This is a genomic window from Pseudomonas spelaei (genome assembly GCF_009724245.1).
GTDB lineage: Bacteria > Pseudomonadota > Gammaproteobacteria > Pseudomonadales > Pseudomonadaceae > Aquipseudomonas > Aquipseudomonas spelaei.
This window is the reverse complement of the sequence record NZ_WNNK01000004.1, coordinates 183,972-201,310: the sequence shown is the minus strand read 5'-3', so window position 1 is coordinate 201,310 and position 17,339 is coordinate 183,972. Positions and strand designations below refer to the sequence as shown.

Annotated in this window: 18 protein-coding genes; 8 read left to right on the top strand and 10 right to left on the bottom strand. The window is 59.6% G+C overall.

What is annotated here, in order from left to right:
- Genes GNF76_RS06825 through GNF76_RS06815 form a run of 3 tightly spaced genes read left to right on the top strand, consistent with a single transcriptional unit; the run spans position 1 to position 5,136 of the window.
- Complete coding sequence (locus GNF76_RS06825) at positions 1-282, top strand: hypothetical protein (protein WP_155582409.1); 282 nt, start codon at positions 1-3, stop codon at positions 280-282.
- A gap of 56 nt (positions 283-338) precedes the next feature.
- Positions 339-4,673 (top strand): RHS repeat-associated core domain-containing protein, encoded by a 4,335-nt coding sequence (locus tag GNF76_RS06820; RefSeq protein WP_155582408.1) that lies wholly within the window; start codon positions 339-341, stop codon positions 4,671-4,673.
- Positions 4,660-5,136 (top strand): hypothetical protein, encoded by a 477-nt coding sequence (locus tag GNF76_RS06815; protein WP_155582407.1) that lies wholly within the window; start codon positions 4,660-4,662, stop codon positions 5,134-5,136. The genes GNF76_RS06820 and GNF76_RS06815 overlap by 14 nt, the downstream gene beginning before the upstream one ends.
- Positions 5,137-5,256: 120 nt before the next feature.
- Here the strand turns inward: GNF76_RS06815 and GNF76_RS06810 are convergent, their stop codons facing one another.
- The 3 genes from GNF76_RS06810 to GNF76_RS06800 form a co-directional block, all read right to left on the bottom strand.
- Complete coding sequence (locus GNF76_RS06810; protein WP_003213368.1) at positions 5,257-5,532, bottom strand: HU family DNA-binding protein; 276 nt, start codon at positions 5,530-5,532, stop codon at positions 5,257-5,259.
- A 190-nt stretch (positions 5,533-5,722) separates the two neighbouring features.
- Complete coding sequence (locus GNF76_RS06805) at positions 5,723-6,871, bottom strand: NAD(P)/FAD-dependent oxidoreductase (protein WP_155582406.1); 1,149 nt, start codon at positions 6,869-6,871, stop codon at positions 5,723-5,725.
- A 51-nt stretch (positions 6,872-6,922) separates the two neighbouring features.
- Positions 6,923-7,090 (bottom strand): rubredoxin, encoded by a 168-nt coding sequence (locus tag GNF76_RS06800; RefSeq protein WP_003213373.1) that lies wholly within the window; start codon positions 7,088-7,090, stop codon positions 6,923-6,925.
- Positions 7,091-7,287: 197 nt separating this feature from the next.
- Between GNF76_RS06800 and GNF76_RS06795 the strand changes: the two genes are divergently transcribed.
- The gene (locus GNF76_RS06795; RefSeq protein ID WP_178123210.1) at positions 7,288-7,851 is read left to right on the top strand and encodes a chorismate lyase; all 564 of its coding nucleotides are present in this window, start codon (positions 7,288-7,290) and stop codon (positions 7,849-7,851) included.
- Positions 7,851-8,741, top strand: coding sequence for a 4-hydroxybenzoate octaprenyltransferase (gene ubiA / locus GNF76_RS06790; protein WP_155582405.1), 891 nt, complete (start codon positions 7,851-7,853; stop codon positions 8,739-8,741). The genes GNF76_RS06795 and ubiA overlap by 1 nt, the downstream gene beginning before the upstream one ends.
- Positions 8,742-8,787: 46 nt before the next feature.
- On the opposite strand, the gene GNF76_RS06785 is transcribed toward ubiA, so the two are convergent.
- Positions 8,788-9,168 (bottom strand): COG4315 family predicted lipoprotein, encoded by a 381-nt coding sequence (locus tag GNF76_RS06785; protein WP_155582404.1) that lies wholly within the window; start codon positions 9,166-9,168, stop codon positions 8,788-8,790.
- 152 nt (positions 9,169-9,320) lie between these two features.
- Here GNF76_RS06785 and phoB point away from each other — a divergent pair, with 152 nt between their 5' ends.
- The 3 genes from phoB to GNF76_RS06770 all read left to right on the top strand — a co-directional run bounded on the left by phoB (position 9,321) and on the right by GNF76_RS06770 (position 12,918).
- Positions 9,321-10,010, top strand: a complete 690-nt coding sequence (gene phoB / locus GNF76_RS06780) for a phosphate regulon transcriptional regulator PhoB (RefSeq protein WP_155582403.1) — start codon at positions 9,321-9,323, stop codon at positions 10,008-10,010.
- A gap of 45 nt (positions 10,011-10,055) precedes the next feature.
- Positions 10,056-11,378, top strand: a complete 1,323-nt coding sequence (gene phoR / locus GNF76_RS06775; protein ID WP_178123209.1) for a phosphate regulon sensor histidine kinase PhoR — start codon at positions 10,056-10,058, stop codon at positions 11,376-11,378.
- 199 nt (positions 11,379-11,577) lie between these two features.
- Entirely contained in the window at positions 11,578-12,918 is a 1,341-nt protein-coding gene (locus tag GNF76_RS06770) for a hemolysin family protein (protein WP_155582402.1), read from the top strand.
- Between the two features lie 4 nt (positions 12,919-12,922).
- Here GNF76_RS06770 and GNF76_RS06765 read toward each other — a convergent pair whose 3' ends face one another.
- The 6 genes from GNF76_RS06765 to pstB all read right to left on the bottom strand — a co-directional run bounded on the left by GNF76_RS06765 (position 12,923) and on the right by pstB (position 17,219).
- The gene (locus GNF76_RS06765; RefSeq protein WP_155582401.1) at positions 12,923-13,603 is read right to left on the bottom strand and encodes a M23 family metallopeptidase; all 681 of its coding nucleotides are present in this window, start codon (positions 13,601-13,603) and stop codon (positions 12,923-12,925) included.
- Positions 13,604-13,670: 67 nt separating this feature from the next.
- Positions 13,671-13,970, bottom strand: coding sequence for a helix-turn-helix domain-containing protein (locus tag GNF76_RS06760; protein ID WP_155582400.1), 300 nt, complete (start codon positions 13,968-13,970; stop codon positions 13,671-13,673).
- Positions 13,971-13,974: 4 nt separating this feature from the next.
- Entirely contained in the window at positions 13,975-14,298 is a 324-nt protein-coding gene (locus GNF76_RS06755) for a type II toxin-antitoxin system RelE/ParE family toxin (protein ID WP_155582399.1), read from the bottom strand.
- Between the two features lie 190 nt (positions 14,299-14,488).
- Entirely contained in the window at positions 14,489-15,388 is a 900-nt protein-coding gene (locus GNF76_RS06750) for a response regulator (RefSeq protein ID WP_155582398.1), read from the bottom strand.
- A 167-nt stretch (positions 15,389-15,555) separates the two neighbouring features.
- On the bottom strand, positions 15,556-16,317 hold the full coding sequence (phoU, locus tag GNF76_RS06745; protein WP_155582397.1) for a phosphate signaling complex protein PhoU: 762 nt from the start codon (positions 16,315-16,317) through the stop codon (positions 15,556-15,558).
- Between the two features lie 68 nt (positions 16,318-16,385).
- A complete protein-coding gene (gene pstB, locus GNF76_RS06740; protein ID WP_155582396.1) occupies positions 16,386-17,219 on the bottom strand; it encodes a phosphate ABC transporter ATP-binding protein PstB in 834 nt (277 codons plus the stop codon).
- Positions 17,220-17,339: the final 120 nt, after the last annotated feature.

Below are 17,339 nucleotides of genomic sequence, written 5' to 3'. Positions count from 1 at the left end.
ATGGAACGACTGGAAGACGAATACCCCGGCGATGCCGCCTGGCAAAGCTCGGTTAACTTGTACGAGGAAGACTACCTCGACGACGACGCCCGCACGCTGGCGCAGGCTTTGGGCGGCCACCTCGATCTGGCGGTGATACTTCGGGGCAAAAGAGGGCTTGAAGAGGGCCTGTGGTGGATTGAACAAAAGGTCCCGGCGCTGAACAACATAACGCCGCTGGACTGCCTGGCAGATCCGACACTGGTCAAGCGCCTGAGGACGGCACTGATGCGTATGCCTTAGCAATCACGGAATGGGCAAGACTATGGAAAGTAAAATGCACTTGATGGACCTGGCACATGTCTGACGCTCTCTGGGCCGCCCGCATGGGCGATGCGCTGGCCCACACGTCGATGATGGCCGACATCCTCGGCGGCGTGCTGGAGGTGGCGGCCAATATCGCGATCACTGCCGTGGCGACCTTCGCCGTGGTCGCCGCTACCGGCATTACCGTTGCCACCGGTGGGCTCGGGTGTTTCCTGCTAGGCGCGGTGGTGGGCACGATTGTCGGCCTCCTCATGAGCAAGAGTGGGGCCGACAAGGGCTTGACCCATTTATGCGAGAGTTTCAGCAACGCCCTGTTTCCGCCCACGGTGCAGGCGAACATTCTCACTGGCTCCACCAACACACTCACCAACAACATTCCTGCTGCTCGAGCTGCCGGGGCGATTACGTCGCATGTTGCGCCGGCCGGCACCGAGCTGGAACAAACCAAGCCTGAAGCAGAAGCCAGTTACCTGGACATGGCCGAGAGTTTCTTCTCCCAGATGTGGCGCCCCACCGTCGCGACTCCCGCACCCGGCGCCGTGCCCAAGCCGCTGGACTTGGTCGTCTGCATGAAGCATCCGCCGATGCCGCCGCAGTTTCTTGCTGAGGGTTCGGAAAAGGTCACGATCAACGGCCAACCCGCCGTGCGCAGCGGCGACCGCAGTACCTGCGATGCGACGGTGGTGTCGTCCGGGCTGATTTCATCGAACGTGACCATTGGTGGCGGTTCGGTGGTGGTGCGTGAGATTCGCAGCGGCAAGACACCGGGCGTCGGGCTGGCGGTCACGGCGCTGTTGATGCTCAAGGGTGGCAAGGGCAAGTTCTTCAGCAAACTGCCTTGCATGCTGATCGGCGGGGCGACCTCGATGGCCGTCAGCAGCGCGATGGGGGCGCTGGCCAACGCCGCCATGGGTTCGTCGAACCCAGTACATGCCGCGACCGGGGCCAAGGTGCTGGGTGGCGACGATGAGTTGGATTTCGTGCTGCCTGGCATCTTGCCGATTGACTGGCAACGCTTCTACAACAGCCGCGACGAGCGCCGCAACGGGTTGTTCGGCGCGGGTTGGAGCGTCGCCTACGAAGTGTGCGTCGAAATCCTGCCTCATCCCGAGGGCGGTGAGACACTGATCTATACCGATGAACAGGGCCGGCGTATCGACATGGGATCGATTCCCCTGGGCGGCGCGGTGTTCAGCGCCGGTGAAGGGCTCTCCGTGCGGCGGCACCTCAACGGGCAGTTGCTGATTGAAAGTGATGATGGACTTTACCGCCTGTTCGAACCCATTGCGGCCAATGCAACCCTGCTGCGACTGATCCAGCTCGGTGACCGCAACGACAACCGCATCCATATCGATTACGACGAGACCGGACGCCTGGCGCGCCTGCGCGATACGTTCGATCTGGTGCAAATCGAACTGATCCGCGACCCTGAGCATGTCACTCGCATTGAACGTCTGTATCCCGACCAACGCCGTGAAGTGCTCGTCAGCTATGGCTACGACGCCATCGGTAATCTGGCTGAGGTGCGCGATACCACTGGCCAAGTGCAGCGGCGTTTCGCTTACGATGCCGGGCGCCGAATGGTGGAACATCAGTTGCCCTCCGGGTTGCGGTGTTTCTATGAATGGGCCCTGATTGAAGACTTGGAATGGCGCGTGGTTCGGCACTGGACCGATGAAGGCGACACCTACCGATTCGACTATGACCTGCAAGCCGGTACCACAGGCATCAGTGACGGTTTGCAGCGCGTCAGCACGCGGCACTGGAACACTCAGCACCAGATCACTCAATACCGCGACAACCTCGGACAGACCTGGCTGTTTGACTGGAACGACGAACGCCAATTGCTCAGCGCCACTGACCCACAAGGCGGGCGCTATGAATACAGCTACGATGAGGCCGGCAACCAGATCGGTGAAACCGACCCGCTGAGTCGCAGCAATTCGACGTTGTGGCTGGAACACTGGGCATTGCCGCTGGTGGAAACCGACGCGGCCGACAACAGTTGGCAGTATCGCTACGATCAGCGCGGCAATTGCATCGCCGAAACCGATCCTCTGGGTTACGCCACCCGCTACCGCTACGACGCGCACGGCCAGGTCGTGGAAATCATCGACGCCACCGGCAAAAGCAAAAAGCTGCGCTGGAACCCGTTCGGGCAACTGGTCGAGCACATTGATTGTTCCGGTTACCCGACACGCTTCAGCTACGACGAGCGGGGCTATTTGCAGGTCATCATCGATGCCCTCGGCGAACGCACTCAATTTCGCTACGACGCCCAGGGACGCCTGCTCAGCAGCCAGCTGCCGGACGGGCGCACCGAGCAGTATCAGCGCGATGTCAGCGGCCAATTGGTGGGTTACACCGACCCGGCCGGGCATACCACGCTCTACCAGCACAACCGTCGCGGCCAGGTACGCCAGCGCACCGACGCCCATGGTCGGCAGGTGCAGTTCGCGTATGACAGCTACGGACGGCTACAAGCGCTGGTCAATGAAAACGGTGAACGCTATCGATTTGCGTGGGATGCCGCGGATCGGCTAGCAGAACAGCAAGACCTCGACGGGAGCGCCAAGCACTATACCTACGACCTGCTGGATAACGTCACGGCGGTGACTGCCGCACCAGCGCCTCACGGCAACGGCCTGGCCCTGGTCCCCGAGACGCCACCCGTCCCTATCGTGCATCGACTGGAACGCGACGCGGTCGGCCGATTGGTTGCCAAAACTACCGACGATGGCCGCACCGACTACACCTACGACCCGCTGGACCAGCTCACGGCCGTCACCTTCACCGATCTACTGGGCAATGCCCAAACCTTGGGCTTCGCCTACGACGCCCTCGGCCAGTTGCTTGTCGAACAGAGTGCTGCTGGCAACCTGCAACACCACTACGATGAACTCGGTAATCTGATTCAAACCCGATTACCCGACGGCCGCTGGCTCAATCGCCTGTACTACGGCAGTGGCCACCTGCACCAGATCAACCTCGACGGCCACGTCATCAGCGACTTCGAGCGCGATCGCCTGCACCGCGAAGTGCTGCGCACCCAGGGGCAAATCAGCACCCGCAGCGAATACGACCGCAGCGGCCGCCTGCGCTCACGCCAACGCCGTCATGCCGGCCAGCCATCGCTGATGCCGGCGACAGTGCAAAAACAGTTCGAGTACGACCCCGCCGACAACCTGATCGGCAAACTCGACCAGCAACCCGCCGCACAGCACCGCCAACTGCTGCACTACGACGCCACCGGCCGCATCATCGCCAGCCAGGACAGCCTGCACGGGCAGCGCGAAACCTTTGCCTACGACGCCGCCGCCAACCTGCTGGACGGTCCACAGCCCAGCGCTGGGCGGGTGGTGCACAACAAATTGCTGACCTATCAGGACAAGCGTTACCGCTACGACGCGTTTGGCCGAATGATCGAAAAACGTAGCGCCGTGCGGGGCGTGCAACGCTTCGCCTACGATGCCGAAAGCCGACTGGTTGAAGTGCACAGTGAAAACGGCAGCGTCGTCAGGATGACCTATGACCCGCTCGGCCGACGGATCGAAAAAAACGAACACGGCAGCGATGGCTATCCACTGGGCGAAACCCGGTTCACCTGGGACGGCCTGCGCCTGTTGCAGGAACACAAACACCGTCAGACCAGCCTGTATGTTTACGAAGACGAAGGCTACGACCCCCTCGCCCGCGTCGATGGCTGCGGGCCGCTGCAAAAAATCCGCTACTACCACAACGACCTCAACGGCCTGCCGGAACAACTGACCGAAGCTGACGGGCACAACCTCTGGAGGGCGACTTATCGGGTGTGGGGCAACACGTTGGAGGAGGTGCGCGAGCCTTATTACATTGAAGAACAGAACCTGCGGTTTCAGGGGCAATACTTGGACCGTGAAACAGGACTGCATTACAACACTTTCCGCTTTTATGATCCCGATGTGGGTCGGTTCACCACACCGGACCCTATTGGTCTTGAGGGCGGATTCAACCTGTACCAATATTCGCCGAACCCGTTCACGTGGATTGATCCATGGGGCTTGAAAACCTGCTACCACAAAAGAACAAAGAGCCAGATCAAGAAGATTCGCGCCAACTTTGATAAGAAGGGCGGCGCCAAACAGAAGTTTTTAAAAAAGATGGCCAAAGATCCCAAGGCAGTCCAAGAGTATGGTCAGACCGGGGTCGACCGAATGAAAAAAGGTCAGGTTCCGGAAGGCTTCGATGTGCATCATAAAAAGCCGATTTTCAGGGGTGGCAACAACAGGCAAAGTAACCTTGTACTCATGGACAAGGCTTACCATAAGTCCGAGAGCAAGGCCCTACACTGGTATCCTGAAGGGGAAAATCCGTATGGACTCAATTAAAAATGCGCAGTGCAAAGTCTGCAGTCAGACGTTCGAGCTAGATGCGCAACAGCAAGCCTTCATCGCTCCATTAGTTGCGAAGGGCCAAAAATTCATAATGATCAAATGTCCTTGCTGTGGGTCATCGACTCAATACGTCAAGGTTGCCGAGAATGCCAGTGCCGAGGATCAGAGCAAAAATTATCGATGCCCGATCACTCAATGCTCAGGATGGGTCGACCTGATAGATAACCAACCACCACCATTCTGGGGTTGCGGCGAATGCGGCAGCGTTTGGTATGAGGAAAAAAACCTGCAAAAAGAAATTACCAACATTATTGCCCTCCACCCTTACAGGGGGGGCAGCTACAAAAAGGTTAACGGTAGATGGCTACCGGCCGATCTGAGTTCAGAGCCCGCGAATTACGAAGAACTCGTCAGGAAAGAGCCGGCTGATGACCATGATGAGTTGGTACGAGGCTGATCGTTTCAGGCCGTAAGAACGGACGTCCGATTGGATTTCCTCATAAAAAATGGGCACCCGACCCAGTCGGCGTGCCCATTTTTTATTCTAAGACGCCTCCCTTCGAGACGGTGCTGCCTGTTACGGGTTGACGCTGTCTTTGAGCGACTTGCCCGGCTTGAACGCAACGGTGTTGCTCGCCTTGATTTTTACCGGCTCGCCGGTTTGTGGGTTCTTGCCGGTGCGGGCGCCGCGGTGGCGTTGCAGGAAGGTGCCAAAGCCAACCAGGGTGACGCTGTCCTTGCGATGCAGGGCGCCAGTGATTTCTTCGAGAACGGCGTTGAGTACGCGGTTGGCCTGTTCTTTGGTCAGGTCTGCTTTTTCAGCAATAGCGGCTGCGAGTTCTGGTTTACGCATAAATGAAGCCTCTTTGACGGTTTTTTGTTGTTATGTCCGTGCTGCTCATCTTGGAGCAGCGCCCAAGGCGCCGCAGGCTCTACTCTGCGGCAGACGGGAGTGAGGATGGCATGCCATCGGAACCTGCGCCAGTCTCGCGGCGACCTTTCTATGCTCAAAACAAGGGTTATTCCGACAGAACGACCGGTATTTACGCCAGCAACGGCGGAAGTTCTTTGTTCAGGGCCAGTTTTTCCATGACGGCCGCACCGGTCAGCGCATAACCCAACAGGCGCCCACTGGCATCGCGGCACAAAGCCTTGATGTCGGCGCCCTGCCCTTCGACGCTCCAGACCCCTTCGGTGCCCCGTGGCGGTGGCGAGACCACCAGCGGGCAGACCGGGGTTTTCACAGTGACCGGCATAGGCCCGTAGTTGACCGCCGTGGTATTGCCCGCGAGGGTCTGGGCCAGCGCGCGCGCGCAGCTCATCAGCGGCATGACGTACAACAAATTCAAGCCATCGACCTCGGCGCAGTCGCCCAGGGCGTAGATATTAGCGTGGGAGGTCTTGAGGTGGCGGTCGACCATGATCCCGCGGTTGATCTGCAAGCCGGCGGCGGCGGCCAGGTCCACGCGCGGACGCAAACCAATGGCCGAGACCACCAAGTCACACTGAATCACTTCGCCATCAGACAGGTGCGCTTCCAGACCGTCAGCGGTACGTTGCAGGCGGTTGAGCACAGGCCCCAGGTGGAAACGCGCGCCGAGGCTTTCCAGCCCAGCCTGGACCGCAGCGGCCGCCGCCGGGTGCAGCAGGGTCGGCATGACTTGCTCGCAAGGTGCCACCAGGTCGATTTCGTAGCCGCCGAGGATCAGATCGTTGGCAAACTCACAGCCAATCAGCCCGGCACCCAGCAGCAGGACTCGGCGTTTACCGGCCGCTGCCGCACGAAAGCGGGCGTAGTCTTCCAGGTCGTTGATCGGGAAAATCAGCTCAGAAGCGTCGCCCTGCACCGGCACGCGCACGGTTTCCGCGCCCCAGGCGAGGACCAGGTCACGGTAGACCACCGCTTCTTCACCGATCCACAGGCGCTTGTGGCCCGGGTCGATGCCGCTGATACGAGTATGAGTACGCACCTCGGCCTTGAGTTGCTCGGCCATGGCACCGGGCTCAGCCATGCTCAGGCCATCGGCTTCCTTGTTCTTGCCAAAGCCGGTGGAGAGCATGGGCTTGGAGTAGGAGCGGCCGTCATCTGCGGTGATCAGCAACAGCGGGGTTTCGCTATCAAGCTTGCGAAACTCCCGGGCCAGGTTGTAACCGGCCAACCCGGTGCCGACAATCACGACAGGTGCGCTCATTCCTTTCTCCTTGTAGTACGTTTCTTAAAATCGTTTCTTTAATTCAAAGAATTAACCGATCTCGATCATTTCGAAATCCATTTTGCCGACGCCGCAGTCCGGGCACAGCCAGTCTTCGGGGACATCCTGCCACAGGGTACCCGGAGCGATGCCGTCATCCGGCCAGCCGTCCTTCTCGTCATAGATCAGGCCACAGACTACACATTGCCACTTCTTCATTACTTGCTTCCTCAAGGTCCAGGCTTTACTGGCCGACAGTCGATAGATCCAGCGTTGCCGTACGGCTCAGGGCGTTTTGTACTGATCGGGGCGCGCAGATGCAAGCATGATCGACGCCTGGAGCAGGTATGCCCCGGCAAAAGTCCGGGTCACCATGGTAAGCTCGCCGCCTCTTTTGCTGCCAATAATGACTCACTGTGCCGCACTCAAACGCCGCTTCCGTTGCTTGCCGATGGCTGACCCAGAGCCTCCTGAGCCCCCTGCCTGCGCCGCTGACCCTCGACTGGCTGTTCGATGACGGCTCGCTGACACGGCGCCTGACGCGCCTGTCCAATGACGGCTTCAGCGTGACGCCGCTGGTGGAAGGCTGGCAGCCGCTGCGTAACGATGAATGTGCCGCCCTGGGCTTGCCGCCGGCCAGTATTGGCTGGGTTCGCGAGGTGTATTTGCGCGGTCACGGCCAGGCCTGGGTGTTTGCCCGCAGCGTGGCGGCCCGTAGCGCGTTGCAGGGCGACGGCTTGCATATGGATGAGCTAGGCAGCCGCTCGCTGGGAGAACTACTGTTCTGCGACCAGGCGTTTACACGCCGGGCCATCGAGGTTTGCCGCTACCCACAGGAATGGCTGCCAACCGCCGCGCAAGCCGATGAACTGTGGGCGCGCCGCTCGCGGTTTGATCGCGGGTCGCTGAGCGTGCTGGTGGCTGAAGTTTTCCTGCCGAGCCTGTGGCAGGCCGTGCACGAACATCCGGAGAATGGTTGATGTATCAGCGTCTGCTCAAATCCCTGAATCACCTGAATCCGCGGGCCTGGGACTTTATCCAGTTGACCCGCATGGACAAACCCATCGGCATCTATCTGCTGCTGTGGCCGACGCTCTGGGCACTGTGGATTGCCGGCAAGGGTTCGCCGTCCCTGGCTAACATCGTGATTTTTGTCCTGGGCGTAACGCTGACCCGCGCTGCCGGTTGCGTCATTAATGACTGGGCTGACCGCAAGGTCGACGGCCATGTGAAGCGCACCGCGCAGCGCCCGTTGGCCAGCGGCAAGATCAGTTCGAAAGAGGCCCTGGTGTTCTTTGCGGTATTGATGTTGATCAGCTTCCTGCTGGTACTGCTGACCAACTCCATGACCATCTGGCTGTCGCTGGGCGGTCTGGCATTGGCGGTCAGCTACCCGTTCATGAAGCGCTACACCTACTACCCGCAGGTGGTATTGGGAGCAGCATTCTCCTGGGGCATGCCGATGGCGTTCACCGCCGAAACCAACAGCCTGCCGGCCACCGCCTGGCTGCTGTACATCGCCAACCTGCTGTGGACGGTGGCCTACGACACCTACTACGCGATGACCGATCGTGACGACGACTTGAAAATCGGCGTGAAATCCACCGCGATTCTATTTGGTGACGCCGATCGGGTGATCATTCTGACCTTGCAGGGCCTGACACTGGTTTGCCTGCTGCTGGCAGGCACGCGCTTTGAGCTGGGAGGCTGGTTCCACCTTGGGCTGCTCGCGGCGGCCGGGTGTTTCGCCTGGGAGTTCTGGTACACCCGGGACAGGGATCGGCTTAAATGCTTCAAGGCGTTTTTGCACAACCACTGGGCGGGGTTGGCGATTTTTGTCGGGATTGTGGCGGACTACGGGTTTCGCTGACTCCATTCTGTAGCCGCTGCCGCCAGGCTGCGGCTACAGGGCTGGTTTACGGTTTGGCCATCTTCCACGCCCCATCCATTTTGCCTTCGCCGGTCATGTCACCGGCCTTTTTGTCCATGACGAAGGTGTAGAGCGGTTTGCCGTCATAGGCCCATTGGCTCTTCTCATCATCGCGAGTAATCACGGTCCACTTGCCCATAGGCTTGTCGGTCGAAGCGGCCATCAACGGTGGCCAGTTGGTAGCACACTTGTCGTTGCACATGGATTTGCCGCCTGCATCCTTGGCAAAGGTGTAGAGGGTCATGCCGGCGTGATCCACCAGCATCCCGTCCTTGGTCATCGCAGGATCTGCCGCGAATGCCAGGGTCGGCAGCGCCAAGGCGGCCGTTACCAGCAGGGCTTTCCAGGAAAACGTACTGTGAGTCATCGGAACCTTCCTTTTGTGGTTGTCAGGATTCGGACCCAAAGCGTAGTCCAGGAAGGCGCCGATTGCCCAAGGCACTAAAATACTGTCACACGACTGCAATAATTCCGTTATCTAATGCGGCGCAAGACAGTTAAATGACAAGGGGACTTAGCATGGTTGGCAGGAGCATTCTGATCGTTGACGACGAAGCGCCTATTCGCGAAATGATCGCCGTTGCGTTGGAAATGGCCGGCTATGACTGCCTGGAGGCGGAGAACTCCCAGCAGGCCCACGCCATTATCGTCGACCGCAAGCCGGACCTGATCCTGCTGGACTGGATGCTGCCCGGCACCTCCGGCATCGAACTCGCCCGCCGTCTCAAGCGCGACGAGCTGACCGGGGACATCCCGATCATCATGCTCACCGCCAAGGGCGAAGAAGACAACAAGATTCAGGGCCTGGAAGTCGGCGCCGATGACTACATCACCAAGCCATTTTCCCCACGGGAGCTGGTAGCCCGTCTGAAAGCCGTACTGCGCCGTGCCGGACCGACTGATGGCGAAGCGCCTATCGAAGTCGGTGGCCTGCTGCTGGACCCGATCAGCCACCGCGTGACCATCGACGGCAAGCCGGCCGAGATGGGCCCTACCGAATATCGCTTGCTGCAGTTCTTCATGACCCACCAGGAACGTGCCTACACCCGCGGCCAGTTGCTCGATCAGGTCTGGGGCGGCAACGTGTATGTCGAAGAGCGTACCGTTGACGTACATATCCGCCGCCTGCGCAAAGCCTTGGGCGATGCCTACGAAAGTCTGGTACAAACCGTGCGCGGCACCGGTTATCGGTTCTCCACCAAAGGCTGAGCCTGCCCCACCCTGCCCGAACAGCTGACAAGGACGCGTGTTTAAGTGAATCAAAACTGGCATGGCACCCTGATCCGCCACATGCTCCTGTTGATTACCGGCTGTCTGTTGGTGGGCCTGATCAGCGGTTACTACGGCTGGAGCCTGGCCATCGGCCTGGGCGTCTACCTGGGCTGGACCCTCAAGCAACTGCTGCGTCTGCACGAATGGCTACGCCAGCACCAACCCGACGAAGCACCACCCGACGGCTACGGCCTGTGGGGCGAGGTGTTCGACAGCATCTATCACCTGCAACGCCGCGACCAACGGGTACGCGGCCGCCTGCAAGCGGTGATCGACCGTGTCCAGGAGTCGACTGCCGCGCTGAAAGACGCGGTGATCATGCTCGACAGCGACGGTAACCTGGAGTGGTGGAACCGCGCAGCCGAAACCTTGCTGGGCCTCAAGACACCTCAGGACAGCGGCCAGCCCGTGACCAACCTGGTGCGCCATCCGCGCTTCAAGGAATATTTCGAGCAGGACAACTTCGAAGAAGCCCTGGAAATTCCGTCACCGACCAATGACCGGGTGCGCATCCAGCTGTACCTGACGCGCTATGGCAACAACGAGCATTTGATGCTGGTACGCGACGTCACCCGCATCCATCAGTTGGAACAGATGCGCAAAGACTTTGTGGCCAACGTCTCCCATGAATTACGCACGCCGCTGACGGTGATTTGCGGCTACCTGGAGACACTGCTGGATAACGTCGAAGAGGTGAACCCGCGTTGGACCCGTGCCCTGCAGCAAATGCAGCAGCAAGGTGGACGCATGCAGACCCTGCTCAACGACCTGCTGTTGCTGGCCAAGCTGGAAGCCACCGATTACCCCTCTGACAACCAGCCCGTGCCGGTTCAAAGCCTGTTGCAGACCATCAAGAACGACGCCCAGGCCCTGTCCGGGCAACGCGAGCAAAGCATTTCCCTGGAGGCCGACCCATCGATCCTGCTCAAAGGCAGCGAGGGCGAATTACGCAGCGCTTTTTCCAACCTGGTGTTCAACGCAGTGAAGTACACCCAGGACAAAGGCACCATCCGCATCCGTTGGTGGGCCGACGACCAAGGCGCGCACCTGAGCGTTCAGGACTCCGGCATCGGTATCGACAGCAAGCACCTGCCACGCCTGACCGAACGCTTCTACCGAGTCGACTCCAGCCGCAACTCCAACACCGGCGGTACTGGCCTGGGGCTGGCGATCGTCAAGCATGTGCTGCTGCGTCATCGTGCACGCCTTGAGATCAGCAGTGTGCTGGGGCATGGCAGTACCTTCACCTGCCATTTTCCGCCGGCACAGATGACACGCTCAAGGGCACTTGGCAGCGATAAGTAACCGAAAATAGCAACGATCCAATGTGGGAGCTGGCTTGCCACACTGGATTTGCATGGCTCCAGGCAGCAGTTTCCAGGCTCCGCCCGGCAGCCGCTACTAGGCAAGCGCCCCATCAGCCGCTACATTGGCTGACTTGCGCCTGCCCTTCAGGCCCGCCTGCTAATCCTTTTTGAATACACGGAACCCGCAAAACCCCATCATGGACCCTTCCCCTGGTATCACCCTCGCGACACTCTTCGCCGACTTCGGCATGATTCTTTTTGCACTGATCCTGGTACTGCTCAACGGATTCTTCGTTGCGGCGGAATTTGCCATGGTCAAACTGCGCGCCACGCGGGTCGAGAGCATCGCCCACAAGAACGGTTGGCGCGGACAGATCCTGCGCACCGTGCACAGTCAGCTCGACGCCTACCTGTCGGCCTGCCAGCTGGGTATCACCCTCGCCTCCCTGGGCCTGGGTTGGGTGGGTGAGCCGGCCTTTGCGCATATCCTGGAGCCGCTGCTGGGCGCCATTGGCGTCGAATCGGTGGAAGTGATCAGGGGCGTGTCGTTCTTTGCCGCCTTCTTCGTGATTTCCTACCTGCACATCGTGGTCGGTGAACTGGCGCCCAAATCCTGGGCGATTCGCAAACCCGAGTTGCTGTCGCTGTGGACCGCCGTGCCGCTGTACCTGTTCTACTGGGCAATGTACCCGGCGATCTACCTGCTCAACGCCAGCGCCAACGCCATTTTGCGTATCGCCGGCCAAGGCGAGCCTGGCCCACACCATGAACACCATTACAGCCGCGAAGAACTGAAACTGATCCTGCACTCCAGCCGTGGCCAGGACCCGAGCGACCAAGGCATGCGCGTGCTTGCCTCCGCCGTGGAAATGGGCGAGCTGGAAGTGGTGGACTGGGCCAACTCCCGGGAAGACCTGGTGACCCTGGACTTCAACGCCCCGCTCAAGGAAATCCTCGCGCTGTTCCGCCGCCATAAATTCAGCCGTTACCCGGTGTATGACGCCGTGCGCAACGAGTTTGTCGGCCTGCTGCACATCAAGGACCTGCTGCTGGAACTGGCGGCCCTGGACCACATTCCCGAGTCGTTCAACCTGGCCGAGTTGACCCGCCCACTGGAGCGCGTGTCCCGGCACATGCCGTTGTCGCAACTGCTGGAACAGTTCCGCAAAGGTGGTGCACATTTCGCCCTGGTGGAGGAAGCAGACGGCAAGGTCATCGGCTACCTGACCATGGAGGATGTGCTGGAAGTACTGGTGGGAGACATCCAGGACGAACACCGCAAGGCCGAGCGCGGCATCCTCGCCTACCAACCTGGCAAGTTGCTGGTGCGCGGCGATACGCCTCTGTTCAAAGTCGAACGCCTGCTGGGCATCGACCTGGACCACATCGAAGCCGAAACCCTCGCCGGCCTGATCTACGAAACCCTGAAACGGGTGCCTGAAGAGGAAGAAGTGCTGGAAGTTGAAGGCCTGCGCATCATCATCAAGAAGATGAAGGGCCCGAAGATCGTGCTGGCCAAGGTGATGATGCTCGACTGACCCGTCAGTTGCCCAACGCAAAGTTGGGCAACGCCCCTACCGGTTGATTGAATTCGTAGGGAATCGACGCCAGCCCCAATTCCGTAGCGCGCTGCACCACAAAATGCAGATGCGGCCCGCTGCTGTTGCCGGTATTGCCCGACAGCGCCAGCGGGCTGCCCACCACCACGCGCTGCCCTTGCCTGACGCTGACCGAGCCTTGCTTGAGGTGCAGGTACACGCCCTGGGTGCCGTCATCATGCTGCACCCGCACGAAATTGCCCGACGGGTCGCTTCCGCGTCCGGCCTGGTTATTCTCGGTTTTCACCACCACCCCACCGCGCGCGGCAATGATTGGCGTACCTTCAGGCATGGCGATGTCCATGGCGTAGCGGCTTTTGAGGTCAGTGTGGCTGAAGGTGCCGTTTGGTCCCTGGGTCAGACGGAACGGTCCACCGCGCCAGGGAAAGGGATAGCGATAGATTTTGACCACACCGACAGGGTTTTTTGGCTGCTGAATATCGCGCACCTGACGCTTCACCTGTTCGACGACCCGATCCTGAAACACAAACGCCTGCGCCCCCGGCGTGTGCCGGTCGCTGAAGACAACGACGCCGTCAGCGTCGACGGATTTGTAGAGGGTCATGGCCGTTGCCGAGGTAGCGACCGTAAATACTCCACAGAAAAGTAGCGCGCGCACGAACATGAGCTAAGCCTGCCAGGAACGACTGAATGGCAGGCTAGCAAGGGATCATGACAATGCAGTGTGGGCTTTAGGCCGGCAGCGGCGCGAAACAAATATCCACGTCCATGTGGGCCGCAGCAGAAAGGTTGACCAAGGCATCCAGTGAGAACTTGTCGATCTTGCCGTTCAGCACGTCATTGAGGCGAGGCTGACTGATATGAAGCCGCTGGGCCGCGTCTTTCTGGGAGAGCTCCCAACTGCGAATGGTTTTGCAGAGTTCCAAGAGCAGCTTGGAGCGCAAACGCATGTTCGCCGCTTGCTGGGGAGTGTCTTCCAGGGCGTCCCAGACGCTACTGAAACGCTCGGTTTGAAACTTTTGGTCTGTCATGGGCTTAACCTAACTCCTGCAGTCTGGCGCGAGCCAGTTCGATATCCCGCGTTTCGGTTTTTTGTGTGGCTTTGCGCAACGCATGCAGCACGTAAATGGCTTCAGGCCGGTTGACCACATAAAACACCCGAAACGCTCCTGACTCGTCGAAAACCCTGATCTCATGGACACCCCGCCCGATGGTTTTCATCGGCTTACAGTCAAAAGGCTGCTCGCCCTGTTGTAAGAGATCCAATTGAAAACCGGCAGCTCTTCGCGCATCGAGCGGGAACGACTTGAGATCCTTGAGCGAGCTTCCCACAAACACCACGTCCTTGTGCCTTGGCATCCACTTCTCCTTTTCTGGAAAGGAAAAGCGTAATAGACGATTCAGCCAAAGGCAGTGGCGGTGTGTTTCAAGGCGTAGCGAACACTCAGTAGCGCCAACGCACTATCGAAAGACTATATCCAAACCAATATAAATCAAGCCAGAGACCGAGAATCAGACAACTGGTCGATTTACGGCATTGGCAGGGAGATCAGGCGCCCGGCACAAAATGCTTCTGGGCCGTCCCACGCGCAATCAGCCGCGAGATGTAATCCAGCTTCTGCGCATCCTGATCGATAAAACGGAAGGTCAGTTGCAGCCAGTCGCTATCAGGCTTGGGTTCGTAGGCGACGATGGCGTGCAGGTAGCCGTTGAGACGCGCGGTTTCGGCATTCTCGCCTTGTTCAAGATCGAGTACAGCGCTTTCCAGCACCTGAGGCAGGACTTCACCTCGGCGCACCACCAGCAGCGCTTCCTTGATGCTCAGGGCCTTGATCACACACTGCTGGGTGCCACTGGACAGGCGCAACTGACCCTGGCCACGACCGCTGGCAGGCGATGCTGCAGCGGGTGCCTGCACAGGTGGGCTATTGAGCAGGCCTTTGCTGGGAACCGCGACGGGAGCAGGCTTGACCGCTTCGGGTTTGCCGCCGGTCAAGGCGCTCAGCGAGTCGTTGCCGAAAGCCGAGTTCATTTTGGTCGGAGCGCTGGCGATCAGCGCGTCCAGGCGGCCGATCTTGTGCAGGGCCTGCTTGACCTTGTTCAGCAACTGCTCGTTGGTGAAGGGTTTGCTGACGTAGCCGGAGACCCCGGCCTGGATCGCCTGAACCACGTTTTCCTTGTCGCCACGGCTGGTGACCATGACAAACGGCATGGCCTTGAGATGAGGCTGCTCACGGCACCAGGTCAACAGTTCCAGGCCGGACATTTCCGGCATTTCCCAGTCACACAGCACCATGTCAAAGGTTTCGCGCATCAGGATGGCCTGGGCCTTTTTGCCGTTCACCGCATCTTCGATCTTGATGCCAGGGAAGTAATTGCGCAGGCACTTCTTCACCAGATCGCGAATAAACGAGGCGTCATCCACCACCAACACACTGACTTTACTCATCGACCCTTCATCCTTTAAAAACCCCGGCAAGCATAACGCTTCGCTGATGGCATTTCGCCAAAACTCTTCAGTCACGCCGGGACTCTACTGGTGTCCGCGGCGCAAAACTCATACGCCACAAACGAAAACGCCCGGCCTGAGGCCGGGCGTTTATTTCTCGGGCAATCTTACTTATCGTCAGATTCACCCGGAACATTAGAGATTTGATCAACGGTGCCTTCCACTTCGGCCTTCATGCGCTTGAGGCCCATGTGGCGTACATCGGTACCGCGCACCAGGTAGATCACCAACTCGGAGATGTTGCGGGCGTGGTCGCCAATACGCTCCAGGGAACGCAGGACCCAGATGATGTTCAACACCCGCGAGATCGAGCGCGGGTCTTCCATCATGTAAGTCGCCAGTTCCCGCAGGGCGGTCTTGTATTCGCGGTCGATGACCTTGTCGTACTGGGCTACCGACAACGCCAGCTCGGCGTCGAAGCGAGCAAACGCGTCCAGAGCATCGCGGACCATGTTGCGCACCTGGTCACCGATGTGGCGCACTTCAACGTAACCGCGCGGCGCTTCGCCCTCTTCGCACAGCAGGATGGCGCGGCGGGCAATTTTGGTGGCTTCGTCGCCAATGCGCTCCAGGTCGATCACCGACTTGGAGATGCTAATGATCAAACGCAGGTCAGACGCGGCCGGTTGCCGACGAGCGAGGATGCGCAGGCATTCCTCGTCGATATTGCGTTCCATCTGATTGATCTGGTCATCGATCTCGCGCACCTGCTGGGCCAGGCCGGAGTCGGCCTCAATCAGCGCCGTGACGGCGTCGTTGACTTGCTTCTCCACCAGCCCGCCCATGGCCAGGAGGTGGCTGCGCACTTCCTCAAGCTCGGCGTTGAACTGCGCGGAGATGTGATGGGTAAGACCTTCTTTGCTAATCATGTTGGCGTCCTTGGAGCGTCCGGTAAGGTGCGGTCGACCGCAGCATCAGTTCAGTGAAACCACAGCCCCTAGCCGTAACGACCAGTGATGTAGTCTTCAGTCTGCTTCTTCGCCGGATTAGTGAACAGGGTATCGGTATCGCCGAACTCCACCAGCTTGCCCATGTACATGAACGCGGTGTAGTCGGAGACCCGCGCGGCCTGTTGCATGTTGTGGGTCACGATGACGATGGTGAACTTGGATTTCAGCTCGTAGATCAGCTCTTCGACTTTCAGGGTAGAGATCGGGTCGAGTGCCGAGCAGGGTTCATCGAGCAAGAGCACTTCCGGCTCCACAGCGATGGTGCGAGCAATCACCAGACGTTGCTGCTGGCCGCCGGACAGACCCAGTGCCGACTCGTGCAGGCGGTCCTTGACCTCATCCCACAACGCCGCGCCCTTGAGTGCCCACTCCACGGCCTCGTCGAGGATGCGCTTCTTGTTGATGCCCTGTATGCGCAAGCCATAAACCACGTTTTCGTAGATGGTCTTGGGAAACGGGTTGGGCTTCTGGAACACCATGCCGACCCGGCGACGCAGCTCGGCCACGTCTTCGCCCTTGCGGTAGATGTTGGTGCCGTAGAGGTTGATCGCGCCTTCCACACGGCAGCCGTCCACCAGATCGTTCATCCGGTTGAAGGTGCGCAGCAGCGTGGACTTACCACAGCCGGACGGGCCAATGAAGGCGGTCACACGCTGCTTGGGAATGTTCATGCTGACGTCGTACAGCGCCTGCTTGTCACCGTAGAACAGGCTCAGGCCCGGGACTTCGATGGCCACGGTTTCCTGGGCCAGGCTCAGGCTCTGCTTGTCGCGACCCAGGGCAGACATGTTGATGCCGTGGGTGTGGGTTTCGTGTTGCATGGGATGCTCCCTGTGCTACCAATTCGTTTCGTTGAACCGCCGGGGCGGCTTACTCAAAATCCGTGTCTAACGCCGATCCCTGTGGGAGCTGGCTTGCCTGCGATGCGGGCGGCGCGGTGT